The sequence below is a fragment of the Chelatococcus reniformis genome (genome assembly GCF_014640075.1).
Classification (GTDB): Bacteria; Pseudomonadota; Alphaproteobacteria; order Rhizobiales; family Beijerinckiaceae; genus Camelimonas; species Camelimonas reniformis.
In genome coordinates this window covers 288,411-312,061 of record NZ_BMGG01000009.1, presented here as the reverse complement: position 1 = coordinate 312,061, position 23,651 = coordinate 288,411, and the positions used below count along the sequence as shown (strand labels likewise).

General features: G+C 68.7%; 16 protein-coding genes. 3 read left to right on the top strand and 13 right to left on the bottom strand.

The window, feature by feature from the left end; all coding sequences use genetic code 11:
• The first annotated feature begins 115 nt into the window (after positions 1-115).
• Positions 116-1,516: an amidase gene (locus IEW34_RS24115; RefSeq protein WP_188611779.1), complete on the top strand. Its 1,401-nt coding sequence runs from the start codon at positions 116-118 to the stop codon at positions 1,514-1,516.
• Between the two features lie 153 nt (positions 1,517-1,669).
• On the opposite strand, the gene IEW34_RS24110 is transcribed toward IEW34_RS24115, so the two are convergent.
• The 9 genes from IEW34_RS24110 to IEW34_RS24070 form a co-directional block, all read right to left on the bottom strand.
• The gene (locus tag IEW34_RS24110) at positions 1,670-3,487 is read right to left on the bottom strand and encodes an ABC transporter ATP-binding protein (RefSeq protein WP_188611778.1); all 1,818 of its coding nucleotides are present in this window, start codon (positions 3,485-3,487) and stop codon (positions 1,670-1,672) included.
• A 507-nt stretch (positions 3,488-3,994) separates the two neighbouring features.
• On the bottom strand, positions 3,995-4,906 hold the full coding sequence (locus tag IEW34_RS24105) for a choline kinase family protein (RefSeq protein WP_188611777.1): 912 nt from the start codon (positions 4,904-4,906) through the stop codon (positions 3,995-3,997).
• A gap of 29 nt (positions 4,907-4,935) precedes the next feature.
• On the bottom strand, positions 4,936-5,919 hold the full coding sequence (locus IEW34_RS24100) for a phosphotransferase family protein (RefSeq protein ID WP_188611776.1): 984 nt from the start codon (positions 5,917-5,919) through the stop codon (positions 4,936-4,938).
• A 137-nt stretch (positions 5,920-6,056) separates the two neighbouring features.
• Entirely contained in the window at positions 6,057-7,427 is a 1,371-nt protein-coding gene (locus tag IEW34_RS24095; protein WP_188611775.1) for an amidase, read from the bottom strand.
• Between the two features lie 60 nt (positions 7,428-7,487).
• Positions 7,488-8,768, bottom strand: a complete 1,281-nt coding sequence (locus IEW34_RS24090) for a Zn-dependent hydrolase (RefSeq protein WP_188611774.1) — start codon at positions 8,766-8,768, stop codon at positions 7,488-7,490.
• Between the two features lie 136 nt (positions 8,769-8,904).
• Entirely contained in the window at positions 8,905-10,728 is a 1,824-nt protein-coding gene (locus tag IEW34_RS24085; protein ID WP_188611773.1) for a dipeptide ABC transporter ATP-binding protein, read from the bottom strand.
• Positions 10,728-11,654, bottom strand: coding sequence for an ABC transporter permease (locus tag IEW34_RS24080; RefSeq protein WP_188611772.1), 927 nt, complete (start codon positions 11,652-11,654; stop codon positions 10,728-10,730). The genes IEW34_RS24085 and IEW34_RS24080 overlap by 1 nt, the downstream gene beginning before the upstream one ends.
• The gene (locus tag IEW34_RS24075) at positions 11,654-12,634 is read right to left on the bottom strand and encodes an ABC transporter permease (RefSeq protein WP_188611771.1); all 981 of its coding nucleotides are present in this window, start codon (positions 12,632-12,634) and stop codon (positions 11,654-11,656) included. Before IEW34_RS24075 ends, IEW34_RS24080 begins: the two co-directional genes overlap by 1 nt.
• Before the next feature lie 142 nt (positions 12,635-12,776).
• Entirely contained in the window at positions 12,777-14,360 is a 1,584-nt protein-coding gene (locus IEW34_RS24070; protein WP_188611770.1) for an ABC transporter substrate-binding protein, read from the bottom strand.
• Between the two features lie 337 nt (positions 14,361-14,697).
• Here IEW34_RS24070 and IEW34_RS24065 point away from each other — a divergent pair, with 337 nt between their 5' ends.
• Positions 14,698-15,498, top strand: coding sequence for an HAD-IIA family hydrolase (locus IEW34_RS24065; protein ID WP_188611769.1), 801 nt, complete (start codon positions 14,698-14,700; stop codon positions 15,496-15,498).
• 225 nt (positions 15,499-15,723) lie between these two features.
• Positions 15,724-17,631, top strand: coding sequence for an acyl-CoA synthetase (locus IEW34_RS24060; RefSeq protein WP_188611768.1), 1,908 nt, complete (start codon positions 15,724-15,726; stop codon positions 17,629-17,631).
• A 140-nt stretch (positions 17,632-17,771) separates the two neighbouring features.
• On the opposite strand, the gene IEW34_RS24055 is transcribed toward IEW34_RS24060, so the two are convergent.
• The 4 genes from IEW34_RS24055 to IEW34_RS24040 form a co-directional block, all read right to left on the bottom strand.
• Positions 17,772-18,677 (bottom strand): LysR substrate-binding domain-containing protein, encoded by a 906-nt coding sequence (locus IEW34_RS24055; protein WP_188611767.1) that lies wholly within the window; start codon positions 18,675-18,677, stop codon positions 17,772-17,774.
• 34 nt (positions 18,678-18,711) lie between these two features.
• On the bottom strand, positions 18,712-20,166 hold the full coding sequence (locus IEW34_RS24050; RefSeq protein ID WP_244642168.1) for an amidase: 1,455 nt from the start codon (positions 20,164-20,166) through the stop codon (positions 18,712-18,714).
• 259 nt (positions 20,167-20,425) lie between these two features.
• A complete protein-coding gene (locus tag IEW34_RS24045) occupies positions 20,426-21,238 on the bottom strand; it encodes an FAD binding domain-containing protein (RefSeq protein ID WP_188611766.1) in 813 nt (270 codons plus the stop codon).
• Between the two features lie 8 nt (positions 21,239-21,246).
• Positions 21,247-23,634: a xanthine dehydrogenase family protein molybdopterin-binding subunit gene (locus tag IEW34_RS24040; protein ID WP_188611765.1), complete on the bottom strand. Its 2,388-nt coding sequence runs from the start codon at positions 23,632-23,634 to the stop codon at positions 21,247-21,249.
• Positions 23,635-23,651: the final 17 nt, after the last annotated feature.

The following is a 23,651-nucleotide window of genomic DNA, read 5'->3' as shown; positions in this document are numbered from 1 at the left end:
CCTCGTTCTCCACCAAATCGTGCCCATGCCACCAGCCGGCTACCCGCAGCCCGCTCACCCCCGCTATTGCGGTCGAACGCCCGGAGCGGGGGCGGACAGCAAGGCGGGAGTGGCGATGTCGGCGCAGGAGCTGTTGAACATGTCGCTGGTGGAGCTCGGCGCCGCCTATGCGGCCCGGCGGCTCTCGCCGGTGGAGGTCCTCGACGCGACGCTCGCGCACGCGGATGCGGTCAATGGGGCCATCAACGCGCTGTTTTCCGTCCGCCCGGAGGAGGCGATGGAGGCGGCCCGGCGCTCCGAGGCTCGGTGGCGGACGAAGAGCTCAGTGGGGCCGCTCGACGGCGTACCCATGACGGTCAAGGACAGCGTCGCCATGGTCGGCTGGCCCTACCTGCATGGCATCCGTGCCAACCGCTCGCTGCCGCCATCCACCTACGATTCACCGCCGGCCATCGCCCTGCGCGAGGCCGGCGCGCCGATTTTCGCCAAGACCACGATGCCCGACTGCGGGCTGATGGCCTCGGGCCTCAGCTCGCTGCACGGCGTGACGCGCAATCCGTGGGGCCTCGCCTGGAACACGGGCGGTTCGTCGGCCGGCGCCGGCGCATCGCTTGCCGCCGGCGTCGGCTTCGTCTCGGTCGGGACCGACATCGCCGGCTCCGTGCGGCTGCCGGCCGCCCATTGCGGCCTGGCCTCGCTGAAGCCGACCCACGGGCGCGTGCCGCACCTGCCGGCCGACACCATGCGCATGGCCGGTCCCATGGGCCGCCGCGTCGCCGACATCGCGTGCCTGCTGACCGTCCTCAGCCGCCAGGACGAGCACGACACCTGGAGCCTGCCCGCCGACGGCATGGTCTATCACCAGCATCTGGGGCGCGACTTCAAGGGCCTGCGCATCGGCGTGCTGACCGACATGGGCTTCGGGCCGAAGCCGGAGGCGGCGGTGCGCGAGGCCGTCGAGACGGCCGGCCGGCTCCTGGCCGGCGCCGGCGCCAGCGTCGAGCCGTTCCCCGCGCCACTCGACTTCGATGCCTACGCGCCCATCGACCTCGTCCTGCAGGTGCGCGGCTTCGTCGAATACAGCGGCCTGCCGACGCACGAGGACGGCGACATCGACCCTTACGTGAAGCAATGGTGCCTCGGCGGCGCCGACCACTCGGGCGCCGACGTCTATCGCGCCCTCGCTGAGATCGGCCGCGCCAAGGCGGCCCTGCTCGCCGCCTTCAAGGGCTGGGACTACGTGATCGCGCCGACCTTGCCGGTGGTCAACTTCCCGGCCGAGGCGCCGGGGATGTCTTACGACACCCCCCTCGCCCACACGGTCTTCACCGCCCTGTTCAACCAGACGGGGCAACCGGCGGCGACGGTGTGCACGGCCTTCGACGCGCGCAACCTGCCGATCGGTGTCCAGATCGTCGGCCACCGCTTCGACGATCTGGGGGTGCTCCAGATCGCTCAGGCGCTGGAGGACCTGCGCCCCGTCACCATGGACTGGCCGCTCACGCCGCGCGCCTAGCTCTGGAGCATTTCTAACCGACCAGATGATCCCATCTGGTCGGGACATGCTCTAGGAGCGTTTTCGAGCGAAGTGGACGCCGGTTCGCGTGAAGAAACGCGGTAAAATAAATAGATAGAGCATTTCCGCGATTCGAAGAAACGCGGAAATGCTCTAAGCGACCGACTGCGCCTCGCCGATCACGGCGCCGCCGATCTGGGCCACGCCGTCGGACTGGCGCTCGAACAGCCGGCGATAGCGGCCGCCGGGGCGGGCCAGCAACGCTTCGTGCCGACCGTCCTCGACGATGCGCCCCTGCTCGAAGACCAAGATGCGATCCATGGCCCGCACCGTGGAGAGACGGTGCGCGACGACGATCGCCGTGCGCCCCTCCATCAACCGCTCCATCGCGTCCTGAATCGCAGCCTCGGACTCCGAATCGAGGCTGGATGTGGCCTCGTCGAGGATGAGGATCGGCGCGTCCGCCAGAAATGCGCGCGCGATGGCGACGCGCTGGCGCTCGCCGCCGGACAGCTTCACCCCGCGCTCTCCGACCAGCGTGCCGTAGCCCTTGGGCAGGCGCATGATGAAGTCGTGCGCATTGGCAAGGTGGGCCGCCCGTTCGATCTCCTCCATGCGGGCGCCCGGACGGGCATAGGCGATGTTGTCCGCCAGCGTGCGGTGGAACAGGATCGGCTCCTGCTGCACGATGGCGATCTGCTGGCGCAGCGAGGCCTGCGCGACCTCCCGCACGTCGTGCCCGTCGATCAGCACTTGGCCGCCGCTGACGTCGTAGAGCCGCTGCACCAGCTTCACGAAGGTGGTCTTGCCCGAGCCGGACGGCCCGACGAGGCCGACGCGCTGGCCTGCCGGGATGCGCACGTCGAGATCGTGGAACAGGGGCGTGGCATGCCCGCCATAGTGGAACACGACGTGCGCGAAGCGGATCTCGCCGCCCGCGACCGCAAGCGCGCGCGCCTCGGCCCCATCGGCGACGCTGGTGGTGAGCGCGTGCAGTTCGACCAGTTCCTCCATGTCGTTCACGGCGCGCTGCAAGTTGTGCACGTGCTGCCCGACCTCGCGCAGATAACCGTGCACGACGAAGTAGGTCGTCAGCACGTAGGTGACGTCGCCCGGTGTCGCGCGCCCCTGCCACCACAGCCACAGCGCCGCGCCGGTGACGGTGCTGCGCACCAGCCATAGCAGCGCGAACTCACCGCTGGTGCTCCACGTCGCCAGCATCCAGGTTCGCCGCACGCGCCGGCGCCATCGCGCCACCACATGCCCCAGCCGCGCATCCTCCCGAGCCTCGGCGCCGAACGCCTTCACCACCTGGTTGGCGCCCAGCGTGTCGGACAGCAGCCCGCCGATGCGGGTGTCCCAGGTGTTGGAGAGCCGCGCCGCCGGTGCCACCACCCGGGTGGCGAGCGCGACGGTCAGCGCCCCGTAGACGAGCGCACCGACCGCCATGACGAGGCCCATGACCGGCCAGTGCAGCATCAGCAGCACGACCGTGCCGACCAGCACCACCACCGAGGGCAGCAGCGCCAGCAGCATCACGTCGTTGATGACGTCGAGCGCCCACATGCCGCGGGTGATCTTGCGCACGGTGGAACCGGCGAAGCTGTTGGCGTGCCAGTCCGACGAGAAGCGCTGCACCCGGTGGAAGGCTTCGCGCACCACGTCGGCCATGATGTCGAGCGTCAGCGGCACCACGCCCCACCAGGCGAGATGGCGCAGGACGACCATGGACAGGCCGAGCCCGGTCATCGCCAGGAAGGCCGACACCGCGGCGTTCGCCTCGTGACGGCCGGCGGTCAGCGCGTCCACGAGCCGGCCGGCGAACAGAGGGACGAAGATCTCCGTAGCCGTCGCAGCAGTGATCGTGACGGCAACCGTGGCGGCCAGCGGCCAGCGGCGCGCCCAGTGGCGGAAGGTGAAGACGAGAACGGAACGCAGCGCATTGGCGCCGCGCGGGGAAACGGTCGACATGAAGCTCAAGGCGCGATTTGGCACGCCTCTCCTGCGAGGGGGAAATGGCTCAGCGCGGAGATGAGGTCGGGCGGGCCTCGATTTCGAGGCGGGCCGAACTAGCGGCGGGGGAACCCGGCCGGGTCGGGCAAGCGGAACATAACGGTCATCGCGCCCCTCCCGGTTCGCAGCTTCAAGACGGCGGGTTTGTAGCACGGGCCGGTTGCATGGACAACCCCGAGGGGCACATTCGCGCTACGGACAGTCTTGAGATCAACAAGTCAGAAATATAGTGATACATACCACTATTATACTAATTAATCTTAAGTTGATGGCTGATATCATGAGAACCGCGGGGTGGCAGACGCGCTTCCGCTTTGTTGAGTAGGGATGGATGGCCGGGTCAAGCCCGGCCATGACGCTATTTGAAAAGGCGCTTCCTGCCAGCGTCATGGCCGGGCTTGACCCGGCCATCCATCCCCTCGAGACCAATGCGGTTGCTACAGGGCGAGACTGTGCGCAGCGCAACTATACAGTCACGAGCGCCCTCTCCCACTCGGGCACAGCCATGGCCATGCGGCCGCGTGCGAAGATCAGGTCCGCGTATTTTCCGAAGTCGAAGGGAATCGACGACGTCAAGCTCTGATAGGTGGCCCACAGGCCCCAGACGATGCTGGCGACGCCGACGTAGAGATGGACGCGAGCGGCGATGTCCTCGCGGTAGGCACCGTCGTAGATCTCGATCAGCTCGCGGCGGCTTTGGGAATCCGTGTAGAAATTCTCCCATGAGAACATGGTCAGGTCCCAGTAGGGATCGTTGTTCGCCGCATACTCCCAGTCGATGATCTTCACTTCCAGATCGTCGTTGTACATGTAGTTGGAGACGTAGCCGTCGTTGAAACAGGCCACCAGGTCCATGCCCGCAGCGCGGATGGCCGCTTCGGCCCGCCGCCGCTGCCACAGCATCTCCTCGAAGTCGCGCGGCAGTTCGGCGCCCATCCGCCTGAGCCGGTTCAGGTGCTGATCCAGCTGCGCGAAGCCGTCCTTGACGACCGACAGGGTCTGCGTGGCATGTACGGTCTTGTAGGCGCGCACGATGTTCTCGCGGATCGTGGGATGCTGCGTCTCCAGCACCCCGCAGCTGCGGAAACCGTGCAGATACTCATAGACCTCGATCCCGTCGGCGGCGTCGTAGAAGAGCAGCCGCGGTGCGATTCCGGCATCGCCGGCCTTGATCGCCGCCTCGTGCGCCACGTCGCGGTCGATGAAGCTCTCCGTGCCGGGGCCGTGGATCTTGAGAAAGTAGATCTCCTGGGGATCGGAGAGCGTAATTCGCCAGTTGAGGTTGGTGATGCCGGCGGCGATACGCTCGAAGCGCAGTGGGCGCCCGGCCCACATGCCGACCTTGGCGATGGCGTCTTCGATGGCAATCGTTGACATGATGGGCGCCCTTGCCTGACGGATGCAAACTAGATCTTGCCGACGAGCAGCGCCACGTCGAAGGCGCCGAGGTTGTGGGAGGCACGCAGGAACCGGTTGCTTGCGTATTTGAAGAACTCGGGCCCGTTCATCGCCGGATTGAGCTCGGCCAGCAGCGCCCAGCAGCCCCACAGGAAGTCGTCGACGATAGCGTAGAGCTTCAGGCGGGCCAGCAGCGCCGCGTCCGGGCGCCCGTCGTACATCTCGACCAGCTCCATGCGCTCTTCCTCGGTCCGGCAGAGGTCGAGGCTGAGAGCGCCGAGGTCGTAGAGCGGATCGGCATTCACCGCCCTGTCGAAATCGACGAGCAGGATCGCGCCGCCCGGGTCGAGCAGGACGTTGGAGACGGTGTTCTCGCCATGGAGGGGCGTCCTGTCGACGCCGGCGGCGGACAGCGCCGCGCCGATGCGCCCGATCCACTCCGTCAGTCCCGCAAACGGCACGGTGCCCTTGTAGGGAAGGGCTGTTGCGCTCCCCGGCGCGAGATGGGGCTCGAGCCGCGCGGCATAGTCCCGCGCCAGCTCGAACGGCGAGAGGTCACAGGTGAGAAGCGGCTGGCGATGCCAGCGCTTCTTGGCCGCGACGATCGCCGCCTTCACGGCCGGCTTCTGCGCATCGCGGGCAAGCGCCATCCGGACGCCGTCGGGGGCCGGCTCGAACAGCAGGACCTGCTGCTGCGCATCGGCCTCGAGCAGGCGGGGCGCGACGGCGGCGGCGCCCGCCCGCCCGGCCGCCTCGGCGGCGCCGGCGAAGGTGAAGGGGTCGAGCGCCCCGGCATGGAACGCCTTGGCGAAGACGGCGCTCGCCGCGCCGGGCGCTGTGACCACGCAGGAGAGCGCATCGAGGCCCATGTGCATGGGCATGGAAATGGCCGGCACGGCCGGGCCGACAGCGGGGTCCAGGCCCGCAAAATGTCGGGCAGCCGTGAGCGCCCGGGACAGGCGCTGCGGCGCAGGGGCGGGATGTGGCGTCACGAAGCGATCCTCAGTCAGCAACCGATGAAACTCCCCTGCCGACGCCGCCGGCTCGCCGACGTGGCGTGCCGACGCCGCCGCAAGCCTCCAGCAAATCCCAGGCCAGACCGACCATCCCGCCCGCTCCCCGCGCCCGCTCAGATCTCGGGAATGCCGGGGGTGAACCCGCGCAGGCGCTCGTAGGTCGCGGCCAGCGCGAGGATCACCGCGTCCCGGTGTTTCGCCGCGATGATCTGCAGGCCGATCGGCAAGCCCGCCGCTGTGAAGCCGCAGCAGATGGACGCGGCCGGCCAGCCGATCTGATTGATCAGGCTGGTGAAGTTGACGTGCCACGTGGGATGTTCGGGATCGGCGCCAGCCGCATCCGCCGCGAACCCCGTCACCGGCAGCACCGGCGCGAGCACGAAATCGAAGGGCGACAGCGCTTCGACGAACGAGGCCTTCGCCTTGTCCAGGGTCTCGCCGGCCCTGAGATACGCCTTGGCACTCAGGCGGTCGCCGGCCTCGCAGGTGCGGTTGATGGCGTCGAGCGCCTCGCGGCTGCGCTCGGGCGGCAGTTCGTCCCGCTCCATCGCCGCGCGCACCGAGAAGATCTGATCGAAGACCGGGTTCAGATCGACGTCGACTGGCGCCGGCAAGGTGGCCAGGGTTGCGCCTTGGGCCTCCAGCAGCCTAGCCGCATGCTCGATCAGTTGCGCGACCTCCGCCTCCACGTCCGGGCCGTAGCCCATGTCGAGCAGCAGCCCGAGCTTCAGCCCGCCCGCAGCGAGCGGCTCGACGCGCGCCGGGGTGGGGCCCGCCGGCTCGCCGGTCCGCGCATCGGGCCGGCTGATGACCGACAGCAGCAGCGCCCCGTCGGCGACCGTCCGCGTCAGGGGGCCGGCGACGCGCGCCGTGCTCACCGGCAGATGCGGCACCAAACCGACCGTCGGCTTGTGACCGAACAGGCCGCACTGCGCCGCCGGCAGGCGGACCGAGCCGCCGAGGTCCGACCCGATCGACAGTGCGCCCGCGCCCGCCGCCACGGAGGCGGCCGCGCCGCTCGACGAGCCGCCGGTGTTCATCCGCAGATCCCACGGATTGCGCGTCACGCCGTGGGCGGAGCTGATACCGGAGGCCAGGAGCCCGTAGTCCGGCATCGTCGTCTTGGCAAAGATGATGGCGCCGGCCTCCTTGAGCCGCGCGGTCGGTGGCGCGTCGTAGCTCGACACCGTTCCGACGCGCGCCTTCGTGCCCCGCCAGTAGGGCCAGCCGGTCGCGGCGACGCTGTCCTTGATGGACACCGGCACGCCGTCGAGCGGGCCGGCCGGCGCGTGCTTCGCCCAGCGCTCCTCCGCCGCCCGCGCCTGGGCCATGGCCTCGTCGCCCCGGATCTCGAAGAAGGCGTTGAGCTTGGGATTGATGGCCGCCGCCCGTTCCAGCGTCGAGCGCATCGCCTCGACGGGCGACAGGGAGCCGTTCGCATAGCCAGCAAGCAGCTCGGTTGCAGACAGTGTCCAGGCGTTCATCTCACTCTCGCATGCGGATCGCTGGGGGTCGGTTGCGCCATGGCGGTGCGGGGCCCCGGGTCAGGCCTCGAGCAGGTTGCCGTCGCGGCAGAAGCGCCAGAGCATCCCGGCCAGGATCTCGACGCCCAGCAGGCGGTCTTCCGGCGTCGTGAATTCGTCGGGGTGATGGATGACGCCGTTGACGCTGGGCACGCCGATCACGAGCGCGGGCGTCACCGCCGCCATGCTGATCGAGTCGTGCCCGCCGACGGACGTCAGCCGCACCGTCTCGTGGCCGAGCGCGGCGGCGGTCTCCTCCGCCAGCGCGTAGAGCCGGCTGTCGAAGGCGCCGGCTCGGCGGCGGTCGATGGAGCGCACCTCGTAGCCGACGCCGGCGCGCTCGGCCGAGGTCGCTATGCGGGCCTTCAGCTTCTCCTCCGCGGCCGCCAGAACGACCGGATCGGCCGTGCGGAGCTCGATGAACAGCACCGCCTCGGCAGGCACGATGTTGGGAGAATTGGGGGACACCTCGAGGCGTCCGACCGAGGTGTGCAGGCCGATGCCGCCCTCGTCGGCAATGGCGCGCAGCTCGGCGATCAGGTAGGCGGCCGCCAGCAGCGCGTCCTTGCGCTCGGCCATCGGCGTCGGCGCGGTGTGGGCCTGCCGGCCGAGGAAGGCGAGCCGATACTTGGTGGCCCCCCAGAAGCGGTCGAAGGCGGCAAAACGCTTACCCGCCTTCTCCAGGTGATCGGCGCCTTCGATGTGCAGCTCGATCAAGGCGTCGGGGACGACGCGCTCGGCGGTGCCGGCATAGCCGATCGCCTGCAAGGCGTCGCCGACCGAGACGCCGTCGCCGTCCTTGCGAGCCAGCGCGAACTGGAGCGTGTGCTCGCCCGAGTTGACGCCGCTGCCGAGCAGGCTCGGCTGGAAGCGCGCGCCTTCCTCGTTGGTCCAGTTGACGACGATGAAGTTGGCCCTCGGCGCGATGCCGCTCTGCGCCACCTCGCGCTGGATCGCCTCGATGGCGCTGCAGGCCGCGACGACGCCGTAGGCGCCGTCGAAGCGGCCGCCGTTCGGCTGGCTGTCGATGTGCGAGCCCGTCATGATCCACGGCGCATCCGGGCCGGCCCATTCGAGGAAGCCGAACATGTTGCCGATCGGGTCGACCTGGAGGCGCAGGCCCCTCGTCTTCATCCAGGCGGCCAGCCAGTCGCGCGCGGCGCCGTCCGCTGCGGACAGCGCCTGCCGGTTCATCGAGCCGTCGGAACCGCCGCCCAGGGCGGAGAGCTCGTCCATCAACCGGTGATGCGCCTCGCCGTCGACGGGGGGGAATGACGACGCTTCGCTTGTGACCTCTGGCATGACTTACCTTTGCTTGATCCTGTTCGCGTGCCCGCTGCGGAGCACCTCGGGGGCCGGTCGACGGCGCTCGCCCGTCCGCCGCCCCAGAATTCACTGCGCAGATCGCGCCGTCGTAGCGAGCGCTCCCCTGCCTGCCTCACGCCGCGATGCGGCCGCCGGCGCTCTCCAGCAGGAAGCACGCCGCCATCCCCTCCTTGCCGTCGACGGTAAGCACCGGGCTTTCGGCATGGCAGCGGCCGAACGCCTTCGGGCAGCGGCTGGCAAAACTGCAGCCCGGCGGAAGGTCGATGGGGCTCGGCGGCTCGCCTTCCAAGAGGCAGTCTTCCGGGCGGTAGCGGCGCTTCTCCAGCGTCGGAATCGCGCTGAGCAGGGCCTTGGTGTAGGGGTGGCCGGGGTCGAAGAAGAGCTTGCCGTTGTCGGCGATCTCCACCACCTCGCCGAGATACATGACGGCGATGCGATTGCAGACGCGCCGCACCATGGCCATGTCGTGCGAGATGAAGATGTAGGTCAGGCCGTGCTTGGCCTGGAGCTGCGAGAACAGCTTCAAGAGCTTGAACTGCTCGGTCTGGTCGAGCGACGACAGCGTCTCGTCCATGATCAGCACCTTGGGCTCCAGCACCATCGCCCGGGCCACGTTGACGCGCTGGCGCTGCCCGGCGCTCAGGCCGAGCGGCAGTTCATCGTAGAGCGCCGCCGACAGGCCGACCTCGTGCATCACCGCGAGCGCGCGCTCGCGCCGCTTGGCGGCGCTGTTGACGCCATGCACCTTGAGCGGCCCCTCGATGATGGCGCCGATCGACGTGCGCGGCGGCAGCGAATTGAAGGGGTCCTGTAAGACGAGTTGGAAGTCGCGCCGGAACTTCAGCAGCTCCGCACCCGACAGCTTGGCGATATCCTGGCCGTCGCAGACCACGCGGCCGGTGTCCGGCGACTCCAGCCGGCTCAGCAGCCGCATCAGGGACGACTTGCCGCAACCGGATTCGCCGACGATGCCGAAGTTCTCGCCGGGATAGACGTCGAAGGTCACGTTGCGCACGGCGCGCACGTTGTTGTAGCCGGCGAAGGAGCTGCGCTTGCGCACCCGGTAGGTGCGCGTCGCATCCTCGATGCTGATGAGCGGCGTGCCGCTCCGTTCGGGGCTCTCGACCACCGGAGCCGCCGCCGTCCAGATTTGCGGGATCTCCGAGATCAGCTGCACGGTGTAGGGATGCTGCGGCTCCCGAATGAGCTTCGCCGGCGTCTGTCGTTCGACGATCCGGCCATCGGCGAGCACCAGCACCTGGTCGGCGGCCTCGCTTACGGTCGGCAAGGAGGACGAAACGAAAACGACGGCGGTGTCGAAGCGCTCCGTCAGCTCGCGCATCAGGCGCATCACCTGCGCCGCCACCGTGACGTCGAGCGGCTGGGTCACGTTGTCCGCCACCAGGAACGCCGGATTGGTCGCCAAGGCATCGACGATCAGCGCGCGCTGCATCATGCCGCCGCTGAACTGCGACGGATATTCGTGGAAGCGCTGGGCCGGCGACGGGATGCGCACGGCGCCGAGCAGCTCGATGACGCGCCGCTGCGCCTCGGCCTTGTCCATGCCCGGGACCACGGCCCGGATCTTCTCGACGATCTGTGCGCCGACCGGCAAGGTCGGGTCGAGCGCCCCCATGGGGTTGGCGCCGACATAGGCGATCTCCTTGCGCAGCGGCCTGAGCTGGCCTGGCGGCAATTCGAGGATGTTCTGCGACTTGTAGATCACCGAGCCCGAGGCGATCGCCAGCGGCGGATCGATCCAGTTCACCAGCGCCCGCGACAGCACCGTCTTGCCGGAGCCGCTGGCGCCGATGATGCCCATGATCTGGCGCGGCTCCAGGTCGAAGCTGATATCCGACAGGATGCTCCGCGTGCCGCTCTCGGTGCGCAGCTCGACGGCAAGGTCGCGGACGGACAGAACCGGAGGGTTGGCCATCACGCGCCTCCGTAGATGCGGTTGCGGGCGCGCTCCAGCGATGCCCCCATCAAGTTGACGCTGGTGAGCGTCAGACACAGGAAGATCCCCGGCATCGTCGCGATCCACCACGCATTCAGCAGGTATTTGCGGCCGTCGGCGATGATGCTGCCGAAGGTCGGCGTCGGCGGCTGAACGCCCAGTCCCATGAAGCCCAGGATCGATTCGAAGATCATCATGCGGGCGACGTCGAGCACCGAGATGAAGACGATCGGCGGCAGGATCAGCGGCGCCAGCAGCAGCGCCATGATGCGCAGGTCCGACGCGCCGCTGACCAGCGCCGCGCGCACATATTCCTGCTTGCGCTCGGTCATCACCACGCTCCGGGTCACCCGGGCATAGACCGGCCAGCTCGAGAGCCCGAGCACCAGGATGATGGCGGGGATCGTCGGCCGCGAGACGCCCAGCACGGTGATGGCCAGGATGATCATGGGGATCGACAGCTGCGCATCGGTGATGCGCATCAGCACGAGGTCGACCTTGCCGCCGTAATAGCCTGCCAGCATGCCGATGGTGCAGCCGACGGCGAGCATCAGCACCACCGTCGAGAAGCCGATGAGCAGGGAATACCGCAGGCCGACGAGGCTGCGCACCAGCATGTCGCGGCCGATCTGGTCCGTTCCCAGCGGCGCGGACCAGCTCCACTTGTCGCCGAGGAACCAGGGTGCCTGCAGGCGCCCGGCGACATTCATCTTGGTGGGATCGATGCCGCTCAGGGAGGGGTAGAGGAGCGCGGCCGCCACCAGGACCGCGAACACCACGAGGCCGACGCGGAACTCGTAGGAGGCGAAGGCGGCGCGCCAGATGCGGCGCGAGACCGATACGCCTTTGCGGTTCGACGGGGTCTCGGTCACGACGAGCGGAACGTCTGTCTCTGCCAAACTCATCAGTATTCCAGCCTCGGGTCGATAAGCGTGGCGATCAGATCGACGCCGATGTTGATCAGGACGAAGATCGCGCTGCTGACGATGGCGATGCCCTGGATCAGCGGGAAATCCCGCTGCATGACGGCGTTGACGGTGAGCAGTCCGAGCCCCGGATAGTCGAAGATGAACTCCACGATCAGCACGCCGCCGAGCAGGCCGCTGATCTGGATGCCGAGCAGGTTGAGCAGCGGCACCGAGGCGTTGCGCAGCGCATGGCCGTAGACGATGCGCTGGCGCCCGAGGCCGCGAACCCGCGCCACCGCGATGAACGGGCTTTGCATCACCGATGCCAGAGAGCCGGTCAGATTGCGGATCAGCACCGGCGCCAGCTCGATGGCCAGCACGATCGCGGGCAGGATCGTATAGGCGAAGCCTTTGTAGCCGATCGCGGGCAGCCAGCCCAGCTTCACCGAGAACAGCAACGCCAGCACGATGCCCAGCCAGAAGTTCGGCAGGGAGACGAAGATCGAGGAAACATAAAACGCGAGCCTGTCCGGCCATCGGTTCGGCGCCAGCCCGCCCGGCACGCCCACGAGGAAGGAGAAGGCCAAGGCGAAGGCGATGGCGAGGGCGGCGAGCTGCAAGGTCATCGGCAGGGCATCGGCGATCAGCGTCAGCACCTCCGCCCGGTCACTGCGCGAGGCGTCGGAAAAGCCCGAGCCGCCGGTGGCCGCGCCGCTGGCCGGACGCACGAAGGACTGGCCGAGATCACCCTGCACCACGCCGGCCATGTAGCGCCCGAACTGCACGAGAATGGGGTCCCGCAGGCCCATCTGCTTGGCGATCTGCTCGATCAGCGCCTCGGGCGCCATGCCGCCGGCCATCAGCCGCACGGGATCGCCCGGCACGACGCGCAGCAACGTGAAGATGAGCAGGGTGACGAGAAAGATGATCAGCGCACCCTGCAAAAGGCGGCGCACGAGAAAGCTGAGAATGAACACGTCATCTAACTCCTGCCGAGCAGGCAGCGAGGCGGCCTGTGCCGCCCGCGCTCATTCGCCTGCCAGGTCGCACGGCGACACGGCGCGCCGGCGTTTCGAGAGGCGGCCACGCCAACAGCAGGGGCTCGGCCGTGGCCGCGCATCAGGCAAAGACGCCCTTCGAGCCGTCCATGGAGCCGTCCGGGTAGATGAACATGCCCGTGAGCGACTTATCCATGGCGTGGATCATCACCGAGGTGAACAGCGACAGCGCCGGCACCTTGTCGGCGAGCAGCGGCATCGTCTCGGATTGCAGGATCTTCTTGCGCTCATCGAGCGAGGCTGCGCTGCGCTCCTTGTCGAGGGTGGCGTCGACGTCGGGATCGACGAGGCCCGTGATGCGCTTCGACGAGGAATGGAAGTGCGTGCGCAGCACGAGGTCCGGTTCGGGCGATCCCGTCGACCAGCCGCAGTCCACCATATGGCCGGGGCCGCCGCCGGGGCGGTCGTAGAGCCGCTCGTTCCAGGCGGCGATCTCCAGCACCGACAACGTGACCGGAAAACCCTGTTCTTGCAGCATGGCGGTGATGACCTCGCCATACTCCTTGGTCTTGGGGTAGAAGCCCGTCGAGGTGAGGTATTCGAGCGGCGGCAGCCCCTTGCCGCCGGGGAAGCCCGCCTTGGCCAGGAGCTCCTGGCATTTCTTGGGGTCGTAGGCCGGATAGTTCGGCAGATCGAGGTAGGCGAACTTCACCGGCGACACGAAGTTGGACGAGGGATAGCCCGCATCCCCCAGCACCTCCAAAATCTGCTCGCGGTCGATGGCATGGCACGCGGCCTGGCGCACCAGCGGATTGTCGAAGGGCGGCTTGGAGCAGCGGAACCAGAGATACTTGTTCTCGACCGAGACCACCTTGTTGATCGCGATCTTGCTGTTGCCCGCCAGCGTCGCGACCTGCTCCGGCTCCAGACGCTCGACGATGGAGGCCTGGCCGTTCATCAGCGACAGCATGCGGGTGGTGGAGTCGCCGACGAAGTTGAAGCTGATGCTGGCGATCTTCGGCGCGCCCAGGAAATAGTTCGGGTTGGCGGCCATGACGGTGTCGTTGCCGCGCTGCTCGACGAACTTGAACGGGCCGGTGCCGTTGAGGCGCTGCGACAGCGGTCCCTTCGGGCCTCCGGCGATGTCGGTCGCCGACATGATCGGCAGGTAGGCCGCCAGGAACATGAAGAGATGGGCCGGATAGCCGCCCTTCGCCGTATCGACGATCACCGTGTAGTCGTCCGGCGTCGTGATGGTGAGCGTCTCGGTCGGGCCCGGATACCATTGTGCCGGGCGGTCCGGCCGCGAGCCGTACTCGAAGGTGGCCTTGACGTCCTCGGCCTTGAAGTCCTTGCCGTCGTGGAACTTGACGCCCGGGCGAAGCTTGATTTCGAGCTTCGTCGGCTCGAGCAGTTTCAGACTGGTCGCCAGTTCGTAGATCACCTCGTCCGGCTTCTCGACGCGCATGGGCGTGCGCGTGAGGTAACCCATGGTGAAGCCCTGGATGTTGCCCTGCGACAGCGTGGTGTGCGCGGTCGGGTCCCAGTTGCCGGTGATGTTCTCCGCCGACAGGAAGACCAGGGTCTTGCCGGCCTGGGCGGCCGCAGGCGAAATGAAAAAGTCCGGGTTGATCCTCAGAAGACCGGCGCCCGCGCCCAAGGCAGCCGCACCCTTCAAGAAACCGCGTCGCGTAGCGTCGTTCATGAGGTTCCCCATATTCGCGAACCGGCGATGTGGCGTTTGCGCGCCTTGTCCTGCAAACGGTAAACCAATCGCCGCGCCGGCTGAGATCTGATGCTCCACGATTCCGTTGCTGACGTTCTCGCTCCCGCCACGACCGCGCTGGCGGCGCCTCGCTGTTCTTTCGAAGCCTTGCTGAGCGCGGCCGAATTCCATGCGCGAGCGCGCCATCACGTTTGGCCGCAGCACAGGAAAAGTGGACGGGCGGCAACAACGCGGAGCGCGCGAGCCGCTAGATCATGGCCCGGTCATGGGGCATCCGTTGCCCTCCTGACGCACCGCCAGGCAGGGAAGGCGTTCATTGTCCCAATTCCTCACCCAGATCGCGGACATCCGCGCGGTCGTCTCCGATCTCGACGGCGTCGCCTATCGCGGCGAGCTGCCGATCACCGACTCGGTGGCGGCCTTCCGCACCTGGCACAGGCGCGGGATCCCGTATGCCTTCGTCACCAACAACGCCACCAAGTCGGCCGAGCAGTTCGCGGCCAAGCTCGATCGCATGGGCATCCCGGCAACGCCGGCGCAGGTGTTCAACACGGTTTCCGGCACCGCCGCCGTCATGAGGGGGCGCTGGCCGGCGGGCACGCGCGTGTTCGCCATCGGCGAGGAGCCGCTCCTCGATGCCCTGCGGCAGGCGGGCTACCACCTCGGCGCGGACGACGCCGAGGTGGTCGTGCTCGGCTTCGACGCGGAACTCACCTATGCGAAGCTGCGCACCGCGGTGCGCGCGGCCCTTGGCGGCGCGGCCATCATCGTCACCAATCCCGACGTCCTGGCACCCACCGAGGATGGCTACGAACCCTGCGTCGGCGTGCTCGCGGCGGCCGTCAGCGCCGCGGTGCCGGGCGCTGCGTCGATCGTGGTGGGCAAGCCGGAGCCGCTGCTGATCGAGCAGGCGCTCGCCTATCTCGGCACCGCCCCGGCCGACACGGTGATGATCGGCGACCAGATCGGCACCGACATCGTCGCCGGCCAGCGGGCCGGCCTGCGCTCGATCCTGATCGCCAGCGACATCCCGCGCGATCCGGGCGCCGTCGCCGTGCCGGACGGCATCGTCGCCAGCCTGCTGGAGCTGATCGACGGCCCGGCCGCCCCCGCGTAACGGCTTCAGCGGCCGCCGCCGCCCGAAGGCTCGCGGCGTCCACCTGGGCTTCGTCTGCGGCGCCGGCCGCGCGACGCCGAACCTGCTGCCGACGCATGGACACGGACGCCCCGGTCGGGCCTCCGCAACAGCCGCGTGTGTCAACTGCCGCCTCCTTGCGCAGCGGCCCAAAGATCGCTCAACTGGACGGCTCAAGATACGAACAACAACATCGGGAGGCAGGTCATGGCGGGCATTCACTTGCTCGATCGTTGCATTTGCGACGCATATCCAGGCTTTGCTACGGAGGCCGACGTTCGCGCCTTCGAGCAAACGCCGTATGGGGAGCGGATCGCCGCGCAGAGCACATACGAAGCGATCCAGTTGGGTGCGGCGCACGATCCGGAGGCGCCGGCCATTCAGTTTTTGCCCAATGCCGATCCTGCCGAGGCGCCCGCTGTCATCAGCCACCGCGCCTTCATTGATGGCGTCACGCAGGCGGCCAACATGTTCCACGCGCTGGGCGTCGGCAGCGATGACGTCGTCAGCTTCCTGCTTCCGCTGGTCCCCGAGGCCTTCATCACGCTGTTCGGTGCCGAAGCCGCCGGCATCGCCAATCCCGTCAACCCGCTGCTCGAGCCCCATCAGATCGCTGAGATCCTGGAAGCCGCACAGACCCGCGTCCTCGTGGCGCTCGGACCGATGCCGGGAACGGACATCTGGCAAAAGGTCGAGGCGCTGCGGCCCCAGTTGAAGCATCTCAAGGCCATCGTACAGGTCTACGGCCCGGGCGATCCGGGGAACGGGATCCATTCCTTCGCCGAGCTGATCAAGCAGCAACCGACAGATCGTCTCGTCAGCGGCAGGACGATCTCAAGTGACCAGATCGCCGCCTACTTCCATACGGGCGGCACGACCGGTACGCCAAAGCTTGTTAGGCATACGCATGGCAACCAAGTTTACCAGGCCTGGGCCTGCAACCTCATGCTCAAATCGTCCGCCGGACGGAATTTGCTGTTCGGCATGCCGTTGTTCCATGTGGGCGGCTCGCTGACGCAGGCGCTTGCAGCGCTGGCGGGCGGCAACTGCCTCGTCGTGCTGTCTCCCGCCGGATGGCGCAACCCCGCCAGCGTCGCCAACATCTGGCGACTGGTCGAACGCTTCAAACCCGAAGTCCTGGCGAGCGTTCCGACCGTTCTCGCCGCAACGCTCGGCATTCCTCCCGGCAACGCCGACCTGTCGAGCCTTCGCTATGCGGCCGGCGGCGGATCCGCGATCCCGGTCGCGGTCGGCAAGGCGCTTCAGGAGAAGTTCGATCTGCCGGTGGTCGAGGTCTACGGGATGACCGAGACCTGTGGCGTCCACACCTTGGCCCATGGCGAGCGTCCCATCCGTCTCGGCTCCGTCGGCCTTCCCCTGCCCTACAGCCGCGTGCGCATCGTCGAGCCGGATCCCGATGGCAAGGGCGCCCGTGACTGCGCCGTGGGCGAGATCGGCGTCGTCGTCATGGCCGGGCCGGGCGTCTTCGGCGGCTATCTCAACGACGCGCACAATCAAGGTGCATTCGTCGACGGCGACTGGGTCAACTCCGGCGACCTCGGCCGCCTCGACGACGACGGCTTTCTCTGGATCACGGGTCGGGCCAAGGACCTGGTGATCCGGGGCGGCCACAATATCGACCCCGGCCCCGTCGAAGACATCATGTTCCAGCACCCCGCCGTCGGCTTCGCCGCCGTGGTCGGCCAACCCGACGCCTATGCCGGCGAATTGCCGGTAGGCTACGTTCAGCTGAAGCCCGGGGCACAGGTTGTTCCCGGTGAACTGGAGGCCTGGGTGCGGGAGCGGACGCCCGAGCGGGCCGCCGTGCCCGTGCAGATCATTCCGATTGACCCGATGCCGCTCACCGGCGTCGGCAAGGTGTTCAAGCCCAAGCTCCGGTGGGATGCCGCGACACGCGTGTTCAACGGCGTTCTCGCTCCGCTGCGGGAGAAAGGGATCGACTGCAAGGTCGACGTCCGCCCGCATGGGAGCCACGGCAGCGTCGCCACCGTCACGCTCGCCGGCGTCGCCGAAGACGAGCGCAAGGCGATCGCAGAAGAGGTCGATACATTGCTCTCGCCCTTCGTCATCCGGCATGAAGTTGAATTTGCCTAGTCGCGGCGCGCGGCAATGTTTGCCGGTTCGCGCCATGGCGTTGGCTTGTGTTTCTCAAATCGATGGATGGCCGCATCAGCCCGGCCGTCCATCCACGCGAAACGCCAAATTCACTATGCGGCACTTGTCCCGCGCCGGCCCTACTGAGACGCAACGGCGGGGTACTCGCCGGCGGTGCCGATCCCTTCGCCGAGACTCAGATAGTGGGCCAAATAGTCGTGCAGCGCCCGCGCCGCCTTCGACGTCGCTGTGTTCGACTTGTAGAGCAGCAGGTCGACCTTGGGCAGCGGCGGAAAGCCTTCCGGCGCGCCGATCTCGCGCATGGACGGCACCAATGCGCTGCGCCCGAGCACGGTCACGGCCATGCCGGCGAAGGCGGCGGCCTGTAGGCCGGCGACACTGGCGCTGACGCACGCGACGCGCCAGCGGCGGTGCACCGCCTCGAGCCGCTCGATGGCGTGGTCGCGGTAGATGTTGCCCGGCGGCAGCAGCGCCAGGGGCACCTGGTCCTCCAGATGCGCGGTCGACCGCTCGCCGGCCATCCAGATCAGCTGCTCCTGGCGCACCACCTGGCCGCCGGTGAAATCGTTCATGCGCGTCACCAGCGCCACGTCGACTTCGCCACGCCTCACCAGGCCGACCAGCGGCGTCGACAGCGCGCAGTTGAGCTCGACCTGGATGCGTGGAAAGGCGCGCCGGAAGATCGCCAGGATCGACGGCAGCATGAACGCCGCGTAGAGGTCCGGCGTGCCGAGGACGACGTGGCCCTCGATGGTCGGTGCCGCGAGTTGCGACAGCAATTCGTCGTGCAGGCGCAGAATCGAGCGGGCATAGGCGAGCACGGTCTCGCCGTCCGGCGTCAGCACGATGCGACGATTTTCCGGATCGAACAGGGCGCGGCCCGCCAGCTCCTCCAGGCGCTGCAATTGCAGGGTGATCGCCGGCTGGGTCCGGCCCAAGCGCCGCGCGGTCTCGGTGATGCTCCCGGTCTCGACGACCGAGATCAGCGACCGCAGCATGCGGATGTCGAGGCTGACGAGGTTCATCGCCCCGCTGCCATGCAAGACTCGTGCGAGAGGCTCAGAGCACCGGCCAGCGCGCCTGCCACGGCCGGCCCCGCTCGAGCGCGGCGGCGATGCGGAGGAGGAGGGCTTCGCCTAGCCACGGCGCCACGATCTGCAGGCCGATCGGCAGACCGTCGCGGTCGAAGCCGATCGGCACCGTGGCAGCGGGCAGGCCCGCCAGGTTGATCGGCCAGGAGAAGGGCGACCAGCCCAGATGCGGATCGACGGGCCGGCCATCGACCACGGGCGCGCCGAGCGTGCCGGCGGCGAAAGCCGTGACGGCGACCGTCGGTGTGACGAGCACGTCGGCGCGCCTGAACTGCTCGAGGAAGGCGCTTCGCAGTTCGCCCCGGCGGTAGCCCGCCTCCACATAGTCGATGCCGGAATAGCTCCGGCCACGTGCCACGGCGGCGACGTAGTCCGCGTCGGAGCGGCCGAGATCCCCAGCGGCACGGTGGTTGACGGCAGCCGCCTGCTCGGTGAGCGCGATCGGCTTCAAGGTTCGCTCGAGCGCCTCCGGATCGATGCCCGGATGATCCGGCGCCACCGCGGCGCCCAGGTCGGCCAGAAGATCGACCGCTGCCGCGAACGCAGACCGGACGTCCGGCTCGACCGCCGCGTGGCCCAGGTCCACGCTGGCGGCGACACGCACGCCGTCGAGCCGGCCGGCCGTCGCTGTGTAGGTTTGTGCCTGGACCGGGAGGCTCGCGCCGTCGCGACCGTCATAGCCGGCTATCACACCCAGCATCAGGGCGGCGTCGCCGACGGTGCGGGCGATCGGCCCAGTATGCGCGAGCGAGCCCCAGGACGGCGGCGAGAAGCCGGGGGAGCGCGGCACCAGCCCGAAGGTGGGCTTGATGCCAAACACGCCGCAGAACGATGATGGGACACGGATCGAGCCGACGCCGTCGGTGCCGACGGCGACGGGTCCGCAACCCGCGGCCACGGCCGCCGCCGCCCCACCGCTGGAGCCGCCGCTGGTCCGCGACAAATTCCAGGGGTTGCGGGTGATGCCGGAGATTGGGCTGTCGGCGGTGAGCTTGTAGCCGGCCTCGCAGGTCGTGGTCTTGCAGGTGACGATGGCGCCCGCGACCTTCAGGCGCGCCACCACGGCGGCGTCCTGCTGCGGCACGAAGCCCTCGTTGGCCGGCGCGCCGCCGCGGGCCGGCGCGCCGGCGACGAACACCAGATCCTTGATGGTGACGGGAACGCCGGCGAGCGGGCCTGTGGGCTCGCCGGCACGCCAGGTGGCCGTCACCGCGTCCGCCTCGCGCCGCGCCGCCTCGAACAATGGCTCGACCATCACCTTGCAGGCGCGGTCGGTGCGCTCGAGCGCCGCGATCACCTCGTCGATGACGTCGCGCGGCGTGAACACCCCGCTCCGGTAGCCGGCCATCAGCTCCGCCGCGGACAGACGGGCAAGGTCGTTGGGCGACGGCCGGCTGTCGTCGGCTTGGCTCGTCAGGGACATCGTGCGCCTCGTATGATCATGAAAAAGGCTAGCCCGTGGGCGGCGCGCAGGCGCGCCGCCTCATCGTTCACCCGTTCCGTCGAGTGGAGCGTCTTCCCGCGGAGCGCCGCTGCGCGCCGTGGGAAGACCGGCCGGGTCCGCCCGGTCGCGCAGCGCTCTAGAGCATTTCCGCGTTTCTTCGAATCGCCGAAATGCTCTATCTGTTTGATTTGCCGCTTTTTCTTCACGCGAACCGGCGTCCACTTCGCTCGAAAACGCTCTAAGGCGGTCCGCGCAGCTCAAGGGCCGTGGACACGGCGCGGCGCGCCATCACACCCACCAAGTGCGCCTTGTAGGCGGCCTCCGCGTGGATGTCGGAGCTGAAGGCTTCCGCATCCACGTGGATGCCGGCCACCGCATCGGGTGCGAAGTGGTTCGCCAGCGCGCTCTCGAACTCGGGCAGGCGCGCCACGCCGAGCGCGAAGCCGTTGGCCGCGACGCGCACGCCGGCGCTCGTGTCCGCCACGAACACCCCGACGGTGGGAAAGCGCGACGCCGGGTTGCGCAGCTTGGCGTAACCCGCCGCTCTCGGTACGGGGAGGCGCACCGCCAGGATGATCTCATCCGGCTCGAGCGCCGTCTCGAACAGGCCGACGAAGTAGTCGTCCGCCGGGATCTCGCGCCGGCTGGTGACGATGACGGCGCCGAGCGCCAGCACCGCGGCGGGGTAGTCGGCCGACGGGTCGTTGTTGGCGAGCGAGCCGCCGATGGTGCCGCGGTTGCGCACCGCCGGGTCGCCGATCGACCCGGCCAGCTGCGCCAGCCCCGGAATCAGCGCCTTGGCCAGCGGCGAGGCTGCCACGTCCGCGTGGCAGGTCATGGCGCCGACGGCCAGCGCATCGCCGTCCTGCTTGATGCCGCGGGCCTCGGAGAGCCGCGACAGGTCGATCAGTGCAGGCGCTTCGGCAAGCCGGAGCTTCAGTGTCGGCAGCAGGGTCATGCCGCCGGCGAGCGGCCGGCTGTCGGCGAGCGTGGCCAGGAGGGCCGCGGCTTCCCCGACCGCGGCGGGCCGGTGATAATCGAACGCTTTCATGGCTCCCCCTACTCGGCCGCCCGCGGCAAGGCGGCGTTCTGGATCACGCGCCAGATCCGGTTGGACGTCGCCGGCATGTCGACGTGGGTGACCCCGAGGTGGGACAGGGCGTCGACCACGGCATTGATGACCGCGGCGGGCGAGCCGATGGTGCCCACCTCGCCGCAGCCCTTTACGCCCATCGGCGTATGGGTGCACAGGGTCGAATGGGTGGCGACGCTCATGTGCGGGCTCGTGTCCGCCCGTGGCATGCAATAGTCCATGAACGAGCCGCTGAGCAGCTGGCCGGAGCTCTCGTCGTAGACGGCGCTCTCGCAGAGCGCCTGGCCGATGCCCTGCACGATGCCGCCGTGCAGCTGCCCCTCGACGATCATCGGGTTGATCACCGTGCCGACGTCGTCGACGCCGGTGTAGCCGACGATCGTGACGGTTCCGGTCTCCGGGTCGACCTCGACCTCGCAGATGTGGGCTCCGCCCGGATAGGTGAAGTTGACGGGATCGTAGTAGGCCTGCTCCTCCAGCCCCGGCTCGAGGATCTCCAACGGGTAGTTATGCGGCACATAGGCGGCGCCGGCGATCTCGGCGAAGGTCCTGCCGCGGTCGGTGCCCGCCACCTTGAAGACGCCGGCCTCGAAGGCGATGTCCGCCTCGCCCGCCTCCAGCAGGTGGGCGGCGATCTTCCTGCCCTTGGCCACCACCTTGTCGCTCGCCTTGGAGAGCGCCGCGCCGCCGACGACCAGCGAACGCGAGCCGTAGGTGCCCATGCCGAACTGCACCTTGTCGGTGTCGCCGAAGACGATGTCGACGTCCTCGAAGGCGACGCCGAGCTTCTCCGAGACGATCTGGGCGAAGGTGGTCTCGTGGCCCTGGCCGTGGTTGTGGGTGCCGATCAGCACCGTCACCTGCCCCGTCGGGTGGACGCGGACGGTGGCGCTCTCGTAGAGGCCGCCGCGCGCGCCCAGGCGCCCGGCGAAGCGCGATGGCGCCAGCCCGCACGCCTCGATATAGGTGGAGAAGCCGAGGCCCCTGAACTTGCCGCTGCGGGCCGATGCCGCCTTGCGGGCACCGAAGCCGGCCACATCCGCGGCGACCAGCGCCCGGTCCAGGCAGCCGCCGGGGTCGCCCGAGTCGTACTGGAGCAGCACCGGCGTCTGGTAGGGGAAAGCCTCCCTGGGGATCATGTTGCGGCGGCGGATCTCGACCCGGTCGATACCCATCTCGGCCGCGGCCACGTCGACCATCCGCTCGACCAGGAAGGTCGCCTCCGGCCGCCCGGCGCCGCGGTAGGCGTCGACCGGCACGGTGTTGGTGAACACGACCTTCACGTTGCAGTAGATCTGCGGCATCACGTAGACGCCGCTCAGCAACGGCGCGTAGAGATTGGTCGGAATATTGGGGCCGAAGGTCGAGAGGTAGCCGCCCATGTTGGCCAGCGTCGCCACCCGGAAGCCCAGGAACCTGCCGGTCTCGTCCAGGGCGAGCTCGGCCTCCGTGACATGGTCGCGGCCGTGCCGGTCGGAGACGAAGCCTTCCGAACGGTCGGCGACCCACTTGATCGGCTGGCCCACCTTGCGGGCGGCCCAGGTGACCACGGCCTCCTCGCCGTAGTGGAACTGCTTGACGCCGAAGCCGCCGCCCACGTCGGGCGCCACCACCCGCACCTTCTGCTCGGGCACCTTGAGCACCAGCGCGCTCATGAGGAAGCGCACCACGTGCGGAAACTGGCTGGTGGAGTAGAGCGTGTAATGGCCGGTGCCGGCATTGTACTCGGCGACGGCGGCGCGCGGCTCCATCGGGTTGCCGATCAGCCGGTTGTTGACGAGGCTGAGGCGGGCGACGTGGGCCGCCCGGGTGAAGGCGAGGTCCGTTGCGGCCCGGTCGCCCAGCTCCCAGTCGGCACAGAGGTTGCCGGGCACGTCGTCGAACAGCAGCGGGGCGCCGTCCCGCACCGCGTCGAGCACGCCGACCACGGCCGGGAGCGCGTCGTAGCCGACGGCAACCAGCTCGGCGGCATCGTGTGCCTGCTCCAGCGTCTCGGCCACGACGAACGCCACCATGTCGCCGACGAAGCGCACCTTGCCCTGGGCCAGCAGCGGGAACGCCGGCTCCTTCATCGGCTCGCCCGACTTGTCCGTGATGCCCCAGCCGCACGGCAGGCCGCCGAGATCGTCGGCCGCCACATCGGCGCCGGTGAGCACCGCGAGCACGCCGGGCGCTGCCAGCGCGGCGCTGGCGTCGATGCCGGTGAGAAGCGCGTGGGCGTGGGGTGAGCGGACGAACACGCCGTAGCTCATGTCCGGCCGCTTGAGGTCGGACACATAATTGCCGCGTCCCGTGAGAAAGCGGAAATCCTCCTTGCGCAGGGGGGCTGCGCCGATGCCGATCGCCTTGCCCATGGCTCGAGTTCCTCCCG